At 43.3% G+C, this 15,349-nt stretch carries 12 protein-coding genes and 1 riboswitch; all 12 genes read left to right on the forward strand.

Annotation, left to right across the window (positions count from 1 at the left end; all coding sequences use genetic code 11):
• The first annotated feature begins 5 nt into the window (after window positions 1-5).
• The 12 genes from CD004_RS00635 (at window position 6) to CD004_RS00695 (ending at window position 15,310) form a co-directional block, all read left to right on the forward strand.
• The gene (locus tag CD004_RS00635; RefSeq protein WP_102260989.1) at window positions 6-1,025 is read left to right on the forward strand and encodes a Gfo/Idh/MocA family oxidoreductase; all 1,020 of its coding nucleotides are present in this window, start codon (window positions 6-8) and stop codon (window positions 1,023-1,025) included.
• A gap of 422 nt (window positions 1,026-1,447) precedes the next feature.
• Window positions 1,448-1,774, forward strand: coding sequence for a hypothetical protein (locus CD004_RS00640; RefSeq protein ID WP_170029927.1), 327 nt, complete (start codon window positions 1,448-1,450; stop codon window positions 1,772-1,774).
• Window positions 1,775-1,954: 180 nt separating this feature from the next.
• A complete protein-coding gene (gene katG, locus CD004_RS00645; RefSeq protein WP_102260990.1) occupies window positions 1,955-4,174 on the forward strand; it encodes a catalase/peroxidase HPI in 2,220 nt (739 codons plus the stop codon).
• 1,215 nt (window positions 4,175-5,389) lie between these two features.
• Window positions 5,390-6,628 carry a serine/threonine transporter SstT gene (sstT, locus tag CD004_RS00650; protein WP_102260991.1) on the forward strand — a complete coding sequence of 413 codons (1,239 nt, stop codon included), beginning with the start codon at window positions 5,390-5,392 and terminating at the stop codon, window positions 6,626-6,628.
• 405 nt (window positions 6,629-7,033) lie between these two features.
• A complete protein-coding gene (locus CD004_RS00660; RefSeq protein ID WP_102260993.1) occupies window positions 7,034-7,399 on the forward strand; it encodes a Na-translocating system protein MpsC family protein in 366 nt (121 codons plus the stop codon).
• A 130-nt stretch (window positions 7,400-7,529) separates the two neighbouring features.
• On the forward strand, window positions 7,530-8,537 hold the full coding sequence (locus CD004_RS00665) for a sodium-dependent bicarbonate transport family permease (protein ID WP_102260994.1): 1,008 nt from the start codon (window positions 7,530-7,532) through the stop codon (window positions 8,535-8,537).
• A gap of 13 nt (window positions 8,538-8,550) precedes the next feature.
• On the forward strand, window positions 8,551-9,033 hold the full coding sequence (locus tag CD004_RS00670; RefSeq protein ID WP_102260995.1) for a carbonic anhydrase: 483 nt from the start codon (window positions 8,551-8,553) through the stop codon (window positions 9,031-9,033).
• Between the two features lie 297 nt (window positions 9,034-9,330).
• Window positions 9,331-9,515: riboswitch (cobalamin riboswitch) on the forward strand.
• Window positions 9,516-9,678: 163 nt separating this feature from the next.
• Window positions 9,679-10,188 carry an acyl-CoA thioesterase gene (locus CD004_RS00675; RefSeq protein ID WP_102260996.1) on the forward strand — a complete coding sequence of 170 codons (510 nt, stop codon included), beginning with the start codon at window positions 9,679-9,681 and terminating at the stop codon, window positions 10,186-10,188.
• Entirely contained in the window at window positions 10,166-12,397 is a 2,232-nt protein-coding gene (locus CD004_RS00680) for a ribonucleoside-diphosphate reductase subunit alpha (RefSeq protein ID WP_102260997.1), read from the forward strand. The genes CD004_RS00675 and CD004_RS00680 overlap by 23 nt, the downstream gene beginning before the upstream one ends.
• Before the next feature lie 19 nt (window positions 12,398-12,416).
• Entirely contained in the window at window positions 12,417-13,454 is a 1,038-nt protein-coding gene (locus CD004_RS00685) for a ribonucleotide-diphosphate reductase subunit beta (RefSeq protein WP_102264942.1), read from the forward strand.
• 119 nt (window positions 13,455-13,573) lie between these two features.
• On the forward strand, window positions 13,574-14,134 hold the full coding sequence (locus CD004_RS00690) for a sugar O-acetyltransferase (RefSeq protein WP_102260998.1): 561 nt from the start codon (window positions 13,574-13,576) through the stop codon (window positions 14,132-14,134).
• 78 nt (window positions 14,135-14,212) lie between these two features.
• The gene (locus CD004_RS00695) at window positions 14,213-15,310 is read left to right on the forward strand and encodes a flavin monoamine oxidase family protein (RefSeq protein ID WP_102260999.1); all 1,098 of its coding nucleotides are present in this window, start codon (window positions 14,213-14,215) and stop codon (window positions 15,308-15,310) included.
• Window positions 15,311-15,349 lie beyond the last annotated feature (39 nt).

The following is a 15,349-nucleotide window of genomic DNA, read 5'->3' on the forward strand; positions in this document are numbered from 1 at the left end:
ATTTCATGATAAAAACAATAATTGCCGGGTTTGGTTTTGCCGCAAAGGTGTTCCATTTGCCGCACTTAGTTCATTCTGATAAATATGAAGTAGTTGGAATTATTTCAAGATCAGGATCATCCAAAGACCATAGGGATGTAAGCAATGTACCCGTGTATGCAACGGTAGAAGAGGCACTTTCAAAAAGTGAGGCAACGTTGTATATCATTACCACGCCATCTGACATGCACTATGACATGCTGAAACAATGTATTCTTGCAGGAAAGGATGTGCTTGTCGAAAAGCCAGCGTTTTTAACAGTTGAAGAAGGAAGAGAACTCATTCAGCTAACCGAAAATAGCGAGTCCGTGGTGTCTGTTCACCAAAACCGCCGCTGGGACGGAGACTTCTTAACCATCCAAAAACTTCTGAAAGAAGAAATGCTGGGAGACTGGAAAGTCCTTGAATCGCGGTTTGATCGATTCAGGCCCGTTGTTCGTAATCGCTGGAGAGAACAACCAGGGATAGGCTCGGGCATCCTATACGATTTAGGTTCCCACTTAATTGATCAAGCACTTGTTTTATTCGGCGAACCAGATGCACTATATGCAGAAATAGTGATTCAACGGGAGAACGGCCAAACGGATGATGGCTTTCTAATCGTGCTGCACTATGGGCAAAAGCGAGTATATTTGCGCTCAAGTTCATTTATTAATTCAGCTTTTCCTCGTTTTGAACTGCATGGATCAAAAGGCAGTTTCGTAAAGTACGGCCTTGACAAGCAGGAACCTCAATTGGCAGATGGTACTTTCTATCAAGGGAAAGAAGGGGAAGTGGGTACACTCTATAGAGAAGAAGCGAAAGAGGTAACGATAGAAACTGGAGGATACGACCATTTCTTTTCATTACTTGCTGATGGCATATCGAGCCGGGAGCCGGTCGTTTCATTGGAAGAAGCACTTAGAGTGACCAAGATTATCGAACTGGCCCTTAAATCTTCAGAAGAAGGAAGATTGATAAAAAAAGAAGAATGGATGAATTGGTGAAGTAGCTCTAAAGGAGCTAAAACATTTTTACATTGCCAAGCATCCTCTAGACACAGGAGGTGTGTAGTGCCAATCAAATTAAGGCAACTAGCCTATCGGGGGAGTTGCCTTTTTTGCGTTTTAACAAAAATGGCGTTCACATTATTGTTAATAAGTTTTAAAATTTCCTAAATTAAAATAATACGATGTGTGGTATTATTTTTTCGATAAGTGAACGATCCTTCTGGAACCTTCTCGTAAAACCCCCATAAATGAAGCATCTTTTCTAATTGAATTTGTAGATCCTCTCGTAATCATCTTAAACTCTCTCAAGTTTTCTATAATAATTCCCTAAATACAAGCGTGAAAGGAGTGGTAAGCCATGTAAAACTACTTATCAGCTTTCCTAATATTTTTATTTATAATAGAAGGAGGAATATTGAATGGGTCACGATATTTATGGATTGAATAAAGCGAGGGAAGAAATTGCTTATGCACGTTTTAGCATGGGGAATCATAATGCCCTCCTGCTGTACCGTTTCCTTGATGCCTACCAGTTCTATGCTGGAGTCAGCGGTTCAGGTAAGAGTTCGGTCTTTTCGCTGCAACAAGTTGAAAAGGCTATGAAAGGCTATAAAAAATTCTTTAAAACTGCTTCACCGTCGGAGAGTGATTGTACATTCTGGGATAAAAAACAAATCTTCATCTTTATCCAAAGCTGTTTGGAAACTGCACAGAAAGAAAAAAGTGTAGAAGTGTATTTTGGCTAGTAATTTAAACTCTTCGCTTTGATTTTGATTTCTTAAACCAACTCATATTAATCCCCGATCAATCCTTAGCCTCCCCTATTCATAAAAGATTCCAATTATAGATACTAAATCCCTTGTCTCTTTCATAGTTATTAATGTTGAAAGTTTAATCATTTTTATTTAAATGAAAGGGGAAAGAAAATGGACAAGGATACTGCGAAGGTTGGAAAATGCCCGTTTACGCACGGGGGTGCTACTAGTCATAAAACCAGTGGGACGACGAATAGGGACTGGTGGCCAAACCAGTTGCAATTGAATATTCTCCATCAGCATGACCGAAAATCCAACCCTATGGGAGAAGATTTTAATTATAGTGAAGAATTTAAAAAGCTGGACTATGATGCTCTGAAGGAGGACCTCCACGATCTTATGACGACCAGCCAGGACTGGTGGCCGGCTGACTATGGTCATTATGGGCCATTGTTTATCCGGATGGCCTGGCATTCGGCAGGCACATATCGTGTCGGAGATGGCCGGGGCGGCGGCGGAACAGGTTCGCAGCGATTTGCACCTCTTAATAGCTGGCCGGATAATGGCAACCTTGATAAAGCCCGCCGGCTGCTTTGGCCGGTCAAGCAGAAGTATGGAAATAAGATTTCCTGGGCTGATTTGATTCTGCTGGCAGGCAATGTGGCCATTGAATCGATGGGCGGCAAGACAATCGGCTTTGGTGCAGGTCGTCCGGATATTTGGCATCCGGAGGAAGACACTTACTGGGGTGTTGAATCCGAGTGGCTCGGTGATAAAAGGTATACCGGTGACCGCGAGCTCGAAAATCCGCTTGCTGCCGTTCAAATGGGTTTGATTTATGTGAACCCTGAAGGCCCGAATGGCAAACCGGATCCACTTGCAGCGGCTCGTGACATTCGCGAAACCTTTGCGAGGATGGGTATGAATGATGAAGAAACAGTAGCTCTGATTGCTGGCGGCCATACTTTTGGAAAAGCCCACGGTGCAGGGGACGCGGCCAATGTTGGACCTGAGCCGGAAGCTGCTTCTATTGAAGAGATGGGTTTGGGATGGAATAACGCATACGGCAGCGGCAAGGGACGAGACACGATTACGAGCGGTCTGGAAGGAGCCTGGACGGCCAATCCGACACAGTGGGATAATGGCTACTTTGATTTACTGTTTGGGTACGAATGGTGGCTGACAAAGAGTCCGGCTGGTGCTTATCAATGGCTGGCTGTTGATCCGGCTGAGAAGGATCTTGCACCGGATGCAGAAGATTCAACTGTAAAAGTTCCAACCATGATGCTCACCACCGATATTGCTTTGCGCCATGATTCGGAATACGAAAAAATTTCCCGCCGATTCCATCAAAATCCAGAAGAGTTTGCCGATGCATTTGCGCGTGCATGGTTCAAATTATTGCATCGCGACATGGGCCCTAAAACAAGGTATAAAGGTCCGGAAGTTCCGAAGGATGATTTTGTCTGGCAGGATCCTGTTCCAGCGGTTGATTATGAATTGACGGATGAGGAAGTAGAAAAGGTCAAAGTGATGATCCTGGACTCCGGGCTTACAATCAGTGAGCTGGTTACAACCGCCTGGGCATCGGCAAGTACGTTCCGTGGCTCGGACTTCCGCGGTGGAGCTAATGGTGCACGCATCCGCCTTGCACCGCAAAAGGATTGGGAAGTGAATCAGCCGGAACAGCTTTCAAAGGTGCTAAATGCACTGGAGGACATTCAAAGTCATCTGGATAAGAACGTCAGTCTTGCTGATTTGATTGTGCTGGGCGGAAGTGCGGCCATCGAGAAAGCCGCGCGAGATGCAGGTTTTGATGTAACTGTTCCATTTGCTCCTGGCCGAGGGGATGCAACGGAAGAGCAAACAGATGTTGAAGGCTTTGCAGTGCTGGAGCCATATGCTGACGGATTCCGCAACTACCAGAAGAAACAGTATGGCGTCAGTCCGGAAGAGCTGTTGCTGGACAAGGCGCAGCTGTTAAACCTTAGTGCACCGGAAATGACGGCATTGATCGGCGGAATGCGCGTCCTCGGTACGAACTATGGCGGCACAAAACACGGTGTATTCACTGACCGCGTCGGTTCGCTTACGAATGACTTCTTTGTAAACCTGCTGGATATGGGAGTAGAGTGGAAGCCCGTTGGTGGCGAAGTATATGAGGGACGCGACCGAAAGACAGGTGACGTTGTACGTACAGCCACCAGAGTCGACCTCGTATTCGGTTCAAACTCACAGCTGCGAGCTATCGCAGAAGTATATGCCCAGGACGATAACAAAGAGAAGTTTGTGCGCGACTTTATTTCCGCATGGGTCAAGGTCATGAATGCAGATCGTTTTGACTTGAGTGAACAGGCTCGTGAAACTTCGGAACCAGCATTGCGTCATTAAGAGATGAATAGTTTAGAAGATAGCAGATCAGTAAAATGATCTGCTATTTTTCTGGTGCATGGGAGTTTTGGAAAAATACCGTCATCCCCTAGTTTTGGGTAAAAGGAGATCCCCTGCATTGCCCGAAAACGCGTCATCTTCGTCATTTGGGTAAAAGGAGAGCCCTTGCATTGCCTGAAAAAGCGAAATTCCCCTCATTTGGGTAAAAGGAGAGCCATTGCATTGCCCGAAAAAGTGCAATTTCCCTCATTTGGGTAAAAGGAGAGCCATTGCATTGCCCGAAAAAGTGCAATTCCCCTCATTTGGGTAAAAGGAAAGCCTCTGCATTGCCCGAAAACACGTCAACCCTATCATTTGGGTAAAAGGAGAGCCCCTGCACTGCCCGAAAATGCGCCAACTCTATCATTTGGGTAAAAGGAGAGCCCTTGCATTGCCCCAAAAAGCGCAATTCCCCTCATTTGGGTAAAAGGAAAGGCGCTGCACTGCCCGAAAACACGTCAACTCTATCATTTGGGTAAAAGGAGAGCCCTTGCATTGCCCCAAAAAGCGCAATTCCCCTCATTTGGGTAAAAGGAGAGCCATTGCATTGCCCGAAAAAGTGCAATTTCCCTCATTTGGGTAAAAGGAAAGCCGCTGCACTGCCCGAAAACACGTCAACTCTATCATTTGGGTAAAAGGAGAGCCCTTGCATTGCCCCAAAAAGCGCAATTCCCCTCATTTGGGTAAAAGGAGAGCCATTGCATTGCCCGAAAAAGTGCAATTTCCCTCATTTGGGTAAAAGGAAAGCCATTGCATTGCCCCAAAAAGCGCAATTCCCCTCATTTGGGTAAAAGGAGAGCCCCTGCACTGCCCGAAAAGGCGTCAACTCTATCATTTGGGTAAAAGGAGAGCCCTTGCATTGCCCAGAATTGCACTATCCCCTGCATTTTTCAATCGGTACACGGGATATCTATAGTTGAGTCTATTTATTTAAAAAAGGGACCTATTCTTGGGAAGAATTATCTATTAACGGTTGGATTGAATTTGAGGTATGATGTTTAAGTATTTAGATAGTTGAAATTTTAAGTATATTCACATCTTTATATTGTAATATAGTATTTCAATATCTATAATACATAGTACACGAACAGTTGTGTTTTTAAGGAGGACATTGGTGGTTATTGCCCTTTTTAAAAAACAACAAACAAGAGAACTTACAAGTGGGGGAGATGACTTATGAAAGATTTACTGAAGAAGTGGAATCAAGTAAGCCTGGTGAAACAGATCATTGCCGGTTTGTTAATTGGTATTATCCTTGCTTTAACCATCCCGGAGGTTGCAAAGCCGGTTGCTATTTTAGGGTCTTTATTTGTTAGTGCCTTAAAGGCGGTTGCCCCTGTATTGGTATTATTCCTGGTTATGTCGGCGATTGCCCAGCATAAACGCGGGCAGAAAACAAACATGAAAACGATTATTTCTTTATATCTTCTAGGAACATTTGCTGCCGGGCTTATTGCGGTTATTGCTAGTTTTTTGTTTCCGGTAAGCTTGAAACTTACAGCTGGCGCTGAGGGCATGACGCCTCCTGGAAGTGTAGTTGAGGTTCTTAAAACTGTATTGCTCAATATTGTTGATAATCCTGTTAATGCTATTATGAATGCTAATTATATCGGTATTTTAGCCTGGGCAGTCCTAGTCGGTCTTGCTCTGAAGAATGCGTCTGATTCAACAAAAACAATCATTGGAAACTTATCCGATGCGATGTCCAAAATCGTCACTTGGGTGATTAAATTCGCTCCACTTGGCATCATGGGCCTTGTATTTGAATCGATTACAGCAAACGGACTTAGCTCTTTGCTTGGCTATGGAAAGCTACTTGCCGTTCTGATAGGCGTCATGCTTGTTGTAGCTCTTGTAGTCAATCCGCTCATCGTTTTCACTCAAATAAGGCAAAATCCATATCCGCTTGTCTTCAAATGTTTGAAAGAAAGTGGTATTACGGCATTCTTTACTCGCAGTTCGGCTTCTAATATCCCTGTTAATATTAAAATATGTGAAGATTTAGGCCTGGACAAGGATTCATATTCTGTTTCCATTCCATTAGGCGCAACCATCAATATGGCTGGAGCTGCCGTGACGATTACTGTTATGACACTGGCTGCCGTTCATACACTTGGCATTCAGGTTGACATTCCTACTGCCATTCTTCTAAGTGTTATGGCTGCCATCAGTGCTGCGGGTGCTTCAGGTGTTGCCGGCGGTTCACTGCTGCTGATCCCTCTCGCCTCCAGCTTGTTCGGTATCCCGAATGATGTCGCCATGCAGGTAGTTGCAGTAGGTTTTATCATCGGTGTTTTACAGGATTCTTTTGAGACAGCCCTTAACTCATCGACTGACGTATTATTTACGGCTGCAGTAGAATTTAAGAAATGGCGGAATGAAGGAAAAGTTATCGAAATCAAAAAGGCATCATAAGCTGGCCAGAATAAAGTTGATCGCTCATCTGTTCAGTATTCATCTGCATAAGGAATCAGGGGCCCAACAGGTTCCTGCTTTTCTGCTTATAAAGAATATCCCGTCTGTAATAATTTTTGCAGACTTTTTAGAGGACGTGCCTTTTGTCTTCACTTTTCAATTGATCTAGTATTGATATTTTGCAGGTTATATGGTAACATTTCGTTAATTTAATAAATCAATCGAGAGATTTTCATTAACTTATTTATACTAATAAGCTTTAGCATGCCAGTTAAATTTTTATTTGGCCGGATGAAAAAGCATTTTATTAAAAATAATAAAGTTGATAATAAGTAAATCGATGTATTCCTTAAACTAGAATTTTAGCTTGAGGAATAGATCGATTTTTTGTTTAGGGGGGATTATATGAACAAGTCGAAAGGTTCTATGGAGTCTGATATAAGCAAGGCGATAACTCAATGGGAAAAGGACTATCTTGGACGTGGCTCTGTTTCCGTTAAGACAGATATATTGCGGGATATGGTCATCGTGAGTTTGCAAGGGGTCCTGACACCAGCAGAATATTCCGTTTGTGAAACTAAAGAGGGAATGTTAACAGTAAAGAAAACCCGTTCGGAACTAGTGGAATCAGGTTTGGGAACTTTAAAAGAAATCATATTTACGAACAGTGGGGAACAAGTGAAAAGTTTTCATACTGACATAAGCTCTCGGACAGGAGAACGCGTAATGGTATTTAAATTATATAACGACCTTGAGAAAAAATTTTTATGATAATAGAGGGAGATCTTTAATAGCATGTTGCCAGTTAAAGATAAACCGACAATTCAGTTCAGCGGTCTAACCGCTTGGACTCTGGAATTGTCGGTTTTTTTTATTGAAAAAACCAAAAGGAGGAAGCTGAATGAACGAAATATTACTTCAAAATTTATTATCACCCGTTGTGTTGTTTTTTGTGTTAGGCATTATAGCGGCAATCGTTAAATCAGATTTGAAGTTTCCCAATGGTTTAAGTGAAGGCCTAAGCATTTACTTATTAATTGCCATTGGAATAAAAGGAGGCATTGAACTTTCGCATTACTCAATTGAGTCTGTACTCGCACCAATCCTGGGAGCATTGTTTTTAGGAATAATCATTCCCGTAATTACACTGGCTCTCATGAGGCTAATAAAACTGGATCTTAAAAACTCGATAGGGTTGGCAGCCACTTATGGGTCCATCAGTATAGTTACATATGGTGCTGCCATTACATTTCTTGACGAGAGCGGTACATCTTATGAAGGGTTCATGAATGCTTTGGTTGTTTTAATGGAGAGTCCGGCAATTTTAGTATCTTTACTGTTATTAAAAATAGCAGAGAGCAAAAAAGATCTTTCGATTTATTCCACCCGGAATCTAGGCTTTATCCCTGCATCCTCAAACTTAATAGATAAAGAAGTGATAAGGGAAAGCATTTTTGGTAAAAGTATTTTGCTTCTTGTTGGCAGCCTTTTAATAGGCTGGGCGCTTGGTGAAAGTGCAGTCCCAATGGTTAAACCTTTATTTATAGACTTATATAGCAGTGTGTTAATTCTTTTCCTGTTAAATATGGGATTGATTGCGGGAAAACGATTGCCCGAGATTAAAAAGCACGGATTGAAATTGCTGGCATTTGGTTTGCTTACTCCCCTTTTATTTGGCAGTTTAGGCGTTCTCGTAGGGGATCTCGTTGGCTTATCTTTAGGGGGAGTTACGTTAATGGGGGTATTGGCTGGAAGTGCTTCATACATTGCTGCACCCGCAGCCCTTAAAACTTCAGTGCCGGAAGCCAATCCATCCATATACCTGGGTTTATCTTTAGGAGTCACTTTTCCATTTAACTTGATTATTGGAATACCCGCCTATTATGAAATAGCAAAATGGATACAGTAAAGGAGAGGTTTACATGTCAACAGTAAAAAGTTCAGCAACGAAAAAAACAATGATCATAACAGGTGTTAATGAGGCGATTTATCCTTTATTTCCAGAGATAACATATAAAAAGAATAAAGATATGATGATTCTTAACAGTTTTGGGGCAGTTATTACCCAACCCTATGGGTGCTTGATTCGAAATATCATTCTAGCGATCTATAATGAACTGGTGGATGAAATCTTTATAATCGGTGAAATGGAAAGTAAAGAAGTCAAACTAAATATATCAGATAAAATAAAGGAACATGGAGTTTCAGAAAATATAATCAAGACAATTAACTACATTGATGTAGTGGGGAATGACGTAATCAACTGGTTAACAGGACCACAAAATATTGAAGATGTAATTAAGAAGAATAAAGACTTAATAAAAGGCCATCCATTAATTCCAAAATCAATACCTGTCCATGCTTATATTGCCAATCCAGAGACTGGGGAGTATTTTCCGGTTTAAGAGAAGAATGTTAATCATTTTAAAACAGGAAATAGTGCCTTTAACGAGGTTCGATTGGTGCTCCTTCCACTTTATTGGCGAAAAATAAAATATATCGACCACATTTTTAAATATATCAGCGGATTTTTGATTTTATCGACCACATTTAAAGATATATCGACCACTTTTTGCAATATATCGACCAAATCAACTGGAAGGAGGAAAATGAAAAATAGTTGAAAAAGCTATCAAGATGATTTACTATCAATTCATAACACGATATATTGTGTTGGTAAGTGATTTTTATAACTAAATATTGAAATTACCGGTAAGTATGGTGTCTGAATAAGACTTAATAGGGAATCTGGTGCGAATCCAGAACTGTTCCCGCAACTGTAAGTGCTGACGAAATAAGGATGAACCACTGTCTAAAAAATAGATGGGAAGGCCTTAAAGTAGGGTGAAGCACAAGTCAGGAGACCTGCCATATTTATTCGTGTTATCTTCTTCGGGAATAGGGAAGGTATACGGGGATAAATTGATAGGCTCATGCTGTTTTTTGCGCTTCATATGAGCTGTTAATACATCAACGTTACTTGAACCCATCTTTCGAGATGGGTTTTTCTTATTTTTCAGGGAGCATTTTTTTCACACAGGAGGTCAGAAATGGAAGGATTATCAACAAATGTGTCAAGGACATTTCAGAATAGGCTCGTCCTGCCGCCGGATACAAACCATCTTGGAACGATTTTTGGCGGAACCGTACTGTCCTATATTGATGAAATTGCCGCAATTGCAGCGATGAAACACAGCAGAAAAGCTGTTGTCACTGCCTCGATTGACTCGGTTAACTTTCTGTCTTCCGCTGTAGTGGGCGATATTTTAACACTTGAAGCGGTCGTCATTTCAACAGGCAGGTCGTCAATGGAAGTGTTCGTGAAAGTGGAAAGTGAAAACTTGAAAACTAGCAGAAAAACGCTGACGACCACTTCGATTCTTACAATGGTCGCGAAGGATGACAATGGTAAACCGGTGCCCGTAGCAAAGGTCATTCCAGAAAATGATGAAGAACGAGAGATGTTCAAGACTGCCGATATGAGAAGGCAGCGGAGGCTCGACATGAGAAGAAGTAACCAAGTTGGAGGAATGTTCAATGAGTATTCAAGTAAAGGATGAACAAGTAGCCAAACTGATCGCAGAAATAGAGTGTTCCTTCCCTGAATTGGACTTTCAAACGTATAAAGAGAAGGTGGACCAGGCACTTGAAGTGAAAGAGATGAAAGAGGACCAGGTTGAAAATATGCTGATTTTGACTGCAGTGGAACGAATCAGCCGGAACGAGCCTGAATGGACATATGTGGCTGCGGGTTTTTATCTGAAAAAATTATACAAGCTAAGCGCAAGCTTTCGTAATACAAAAATAGAATCTGGTTACGGTTCGTTCTACGAATTGATCAATAGTTTAATAGAGATTGGGATTTATGACAGTCGAGTTTTAACATCCTACTCCCGTGAAGAAATAGATCATTTGGAAAAAGTCATTGATCCTGAAAGAGACAAGCTGTTTACATATATAGGGCTTTTAACGATGGCAGAAAGATATCTGGCACGCACACAAAATGGCGATTTTGCCGAACTGCCCCAGGAGCGGTTCATGATGATCGCCATGACATTGTTAGCAGAAGAACCAAAGGAAAAGCGGCTTGAAGTAGTGGAGGATGCATACTGGGCGCTTTCGAACTTATACATGACCGTGGCCACTCCTACACTCGCAAATGCAGGCAAAAGCTATGGCCAGTTATCGAGCTGCTTTATTGACACGATAGCAGACGATTTGAGGAGCATCTATGATTCAAACACCGATATTTCCACTTTAAGCAAGAATGGAGGCGGCATTGGTGTTTATCTTGGAAAGATCAGAAGCCGCGGCAGTGATATCAAGGGCTTTAAAGGAGTCAGTTCTGGAGTCATTCCGTGGATGAAACAGCTGAATAACACTGCCGTTTCTGTTGATCAATTAGGACAGCGCCAGGGTGCGATTGCCGTTTACCTCGATGTCTGGCATAAGGATATCTTCCCGTTCCTTGATGCAAAGCTCAATAATGGGGACGAGCGCCAGCGGACACATGATTTATTTACAGGCATTTGCATACCCGATTTATTTATGGAGCAAGTCGAAAAACGAGGCGACTGGTATCTGTTCGATCCTCATGAAGTAAGAAGTGTCATGGGTTTTTCCCTTGAAGATTATTTCGACGAGGAAAAGGGGGCAGGCTCCTTCCGTGAAAAATATTGGGCCTGCGTCTACCATCCTGGTTTGTCACATGAAGTGGTCCCTGCCATTGAAATCTTTAAATCGATCATGATCTCCCAGCTTGAAACAGGAACTCCTTACATGTTTTACAGGGATCAGGTCAACAGGCTCAATGCCAACCATCACAAAGGGATGATTTACTGCAGCAATCTCTGTACGGAAATTACACAGAATATGAGCCCTACTCTCCTTGAAGAGGAAACAATGCAGGACGGAAAGATTTTAATCTATAAAAAACCGGGTGACTTTGTCGTCTGCAACTTATCCTCTATTTCTTTAGCGAAAAGTGTGATGGATGATGTCCTTGAGAGGGTGATCAATATCCAGGTCCGGATGCTCGACAATGTCATTGATATCAATGAAATCCCTGTCCTGCAGGCGCAAATAACAAACAAAAACTACAGAGGAATCGGGCTGGGGACTTTCGGATGGCATCATCTTCTGGCTCTTAAAGGAATCAAATGGGAAAGCGAAGAAGCTGTCGAGTATTGTGATAGTCTTTATGAAAATATCGCCTTTTTAACAATCAATGCTAGCCTCGAGCTGGCAAAAGAAAAAGGGGCATACCCTTATTTCGAAGGCTCCGATTGGTCAACTGGACAGTTTTTCGAAAAGAGACAATACGTTGGCGAAAGGTGGGACAACCTCGCTGAGGAAGTGAGGCAGAACGGAATCAGAAACGGGTATCTGATGGCAGTTGCGCCAAACTCCTCGACCTCAATTCTAGCAGGTTCAACAGCTAGCATTGACCCGATTTTCAGGCTCGAATATTCCGAGGAAAAGAAAGACTATAAGATTCCGGTGACTGCACCAGATCTATCAGCTGAAACGATGTGGTTTTATAAGACAGCATACAACACGGACCAGCACTGGAGCATCAGGCAGAATGCACGGCGCCAGCGCCATATCGACCAATCCATCTCGTTTAATTTTTACGTGACAAACACGATTAAGGCAAAAGCGCTGCTGGATTTGCATATGGATGCATGGAAATCGGGATTGAAAACGACCTATTATGTCCGCTCCACATCGAGCAGTGAGTGGGATGAATGCGAAAGCTGCCATAGTTAAGAGGAAAGGGCGGAAAACCATGACACAATTGAAGAAAAGATCACTTGTAGACGTCGAGGCTCCCAATGCTTCGACTGGCATTATTAATGGCCGAAGTTCAAATATATTAAACTGGGACGATGTCCGCTTCCCATGGGTCTATCCAAAATATAAGAGAATGCTCGGCAATTTCTGGACTCCTTTTGAAATCAATATGTCAAAGGATATTAAGCAATTTTCGGTGCTCACCGAAAAAGAAAAGGATGCCTTTTTGAAAATCATCGGGCTGCTGGCACTCCTTGACAGCATTCAAACGGACTATGCCGGAAAAGTTGCTGATTACCTGACGGACTCTAGTCTAAATGCGCTGATGATCATTTTGGCGCAGCAGGAAGTAATCCATAACCATTCATACAGTTACGTTCTGTCAAGCATCGTACCCAAATCGAAGCAGGAGGAAGTGTTCGACTATTGGAGGACAGAACCAACTCTGCGAAAGCGGAATGAATTTATAACAGACGGATATAAAGGTTTCGCGGAAGATCCAAGCATTGAAAATCTATTGCATTCCATCGTCTATGATGTCATCCTTGAAGGCCTGTTTTTCTACTCGGGCTTCGCCTTTTTTTATAACCTTGCGCGGAACCAGAAAATGGTCGGCACCAGCACGATGATTAACTACATCAACCGTGACGAACAGCTGCATGTAGGGCTTTTCGAAAAGATATTCAAAGAGATACTGCGTGAAAATCCTCAGTACGACACAGAATCACTGAGGGAATTTGGTACCGCAGCTTTCCGGGAAGCGGCACGGCTGGAGATTGAGTGGGCAGATTATATAGTCGGTAACGAGATCGATGGACTGCTCATGTCAGACGTCGAAGCCTATATCAAGTTCATGGCAAACAAACGAGCAGAACAACTAGGCTTTACTGCCCCCTTCGAAGGACATCGGACCAATCCATTAAGATGGATCATCGCCTATCAGGAAGTAGACCTTGGCAAGACTGACTTCTTTGAGCAAAAATCAAGACAGTACACTAAAGCATCCGCTGATAATGGGTTTGATGAACTATAAATCTATTTTCGTTCATTTTATAAGTTTCACAACTATTGATAAAATGGAAGCATAGGGACGTTCCCTTTGCTTCCATTTTTTATCGTCCAATATACTGCATTAGAAAGTAGGGCATCAAAATGAATACGGAAAAAGAGAAGATGTTGGCTGGGGAAATGTACAATCCTGCTGACCCATTATTAGTTAAGGGACGCGAGGAAGCTAGACGGAAAGTTAGAATATATAATCAAACATTGGAAACCGAAGGAGAAAAACGGACACAGTTATTAAAGGAATTACTCGGTTCAACTGGAGAAACTGTCGTTATGGAGCCGAATATCCGCTTTGATTACGGTTATAACACCCATGTGGGAGAGAACTTTTTTGCCAATTTTGACTGTACCATCCTCGATGTTTGTGAAGTCCGGTTTGGCGACAATTGCATGCTGGCACCTGGCGTACAAATCTATACAGCAACACATCCACTTAATCCAGCTGAACGGAATTCAGGCAGAGAATATGCCAGACCGATCACATTTGGAAACAATGTCTGGATTGGCGGAAGTGCAATCATAAACCCGGGGGTAACGGTGGGCGACAATGTCGTGATTGCATCAGGAGCAGTCGTTACGAAGGATGTGCCAGATAACGTTGTCGTTGGCGGCAATCCAGCGAGAGTTATAAAACGGATTGAACTTTAAGCAAGAAAACCTAGTATGTAGATTGTCTAGATCAGGCATGGCCCTGGAAACGAAATGTTAAGAATGGAGGAAACGTGAATGAAAGAACCGGTTGTGATTGTCGGGGCTGGCCTATCAGGTCTTCGTGCTGCCTCTTTGCTACAATCAAAAGGAATAAGCTGCAGGGTTCTGGAGGCGCGTAGCCGGATTGGGGGCAGGGTTTTGAGCATGGCAGCCAAAGACAGGCCGGAGCCTGGCCGGTTTGATTTGGGCCCGACCTGGTTTTGGCCGAATCACGAGCCTGCCATCGCCAAATTGGTGAAAGACCTTGGATTGCCAACCATTGAACAGCATACTGCAGGAGCGATGCTATTTGAGCAATCGCAAACTGGGAAGGTACAGCGGCACGTTCTGCCAGAAGGCGCAGTTGAGAGGTCGGTGAGGCTGGCCGGCGGTATCCAGTCCCTTATTGATGCCATTGCATCCACACTTCCGCCGGAGACAGTTGAACTGGATACACGGGTTAATGCAATTCAATTGGATGAACCTGAAGGAATCACAATATACGCAGAGCAATTTGATGAAAAAAAGAAAAGCATTCGGGCCGCAGCCGTAATCCTGGCATTGCCGACTCGAATCGTTGCGGAAAGCATTGCTTTTTCACCGAAACTCCCCGATGGACTGATGACCAGCCTGAAAGACAAGCCGACATGGATGGCGGGACAGGCCAAGGCAGTAGCGGTTTATGAACGGCCATTCTGGAGAGATGCTGGTCTTTCCGGCCAGGTCACCAGCTGGGCCGGCCCCTTGCAGGAAATTCATGATGCTTCACCTGACACAGGTTATGGCGCCCTTTTTGGTTTCTTGGGACTTCCGGCAAAAGTGCGTCATGAACTTGGTGAGGAACATACACTGAGACTGGTCATCGACCAACTGACACGGCTCTTTGGCCCTTCGGCTGAAAAACCAATTGCTCTCTTTTATAAAGACTGGTCGAGCGATCTGGATACAGCTGTTGAGGAAGATGCCCTGCCGTTGACCAGTTTCCCGGACTATGGACTGCCGGCAGGCATGAGTTCATGGGAAAAGCGGGTTGTTTTTGCGGGTACAGAAACAGCCCCTGGACATGGGGGACATCTCGAAGGGGCACTTCAAGCAGCAGAGCGGGCGGCATCTGAAGTATTGAAAGTTTTATGATATGAAAAGAAAGGCCTGATCCTATATTGTGGACCAGGC

Source organism: Mesobacillus jeotgali (genome assembly GCF_002874535.1).
GTDB lineage: Bacteria > Bacillota > Bacilli > Bacillales > Cytobacillaceae > Mesobacillus > Mesobacillus jeotgali.

Excerpts from the sequence above, each read along its gene's own strand:
- CD004_RS00635 (WP_102260989.1), top strand. The coding sequence starts at position 6 with ATGATAAAAACAATAATTGCCGGGTTTGGTTTTGCCGCAAAGGTGTTC.
- CD004_RS00640 (WP_170029927.1), top strand. The coding sequence starts at position 1,448 with ATGGGTCACGATATTTATGGATTGAATAAAGCGAGGGAAGAAATTGCT.
- katG (WP_102260990.1), top strand. The coding sequence starts at position 1,955 with ATGGACAAGGATACTGCGAAGGTTGGAAAATGCCCGTTTACGCACGGG.
- sstT (WP_102260991.1), top strand. The coding sequence starts at position 5,390 with ATGAAAGATTTACTGAAGAAGTGGAATCAAGTAAGCCTGGTGAAACAG.
- CD004_RS00660 (WP_102260993.1), top strand. The coding sequence starts at position 7,034 with ATGAACAAGTCGAAAGGTTCTATGGAGTCTGATATAAGCAAGGCGATA.
- CD004_RS00665 (WP_102260994.1), top strand. The coding sequence starts at position 7,530 with ATGAACGAAATATTACTTCAAAATTTATTATCACCCGTTGTGTTGTTT.
- CD004_RS00670 (WP_102260995.1), top strand. The coding sequence starts at position 8,551 with ATGTCAACAGTAAAAAGTTCAGCAACGAAAAAAACAATGATCATAACA.
- CD004_RS00675 (WP_102260996.1), top strand. The coding sequence starts at position 9,679 with ATGGAAGGATTATCAACAAATGTGTCAAGGACATTTCAGAATAGGCTC.
- CD004_RS00680 (WP_102260997.1), top strand. The coding sequence starts at position 10,166 with ATGAGTATTCAAGTAAAGGATGAACAAGTAGCCAAACTGATCGCAGAA.
- CD004_RS00685 (WP_102264942.1), top strand. The coding sequence starts at position 12,417 with ATGACACAATTGAAGAAAAGATCACTTGTAGACGTCGAGGCTCCCAAT.
- CD004_RS00690 (WP_102260998.1), top strand. The coding sequence starts at position 13,574 with ATGAATACGGAAAAAGAGAAGATGTTGGCTGGGGAAATGTACAATCCT.
- CD004_RS00695 (WP_102260999.1), top strand. The coding sequence starts at position 14,213 with ATGAAAGAACCGGTTGTGATTGTCGGGGCTGGCCTATCAGGTCTTCGT.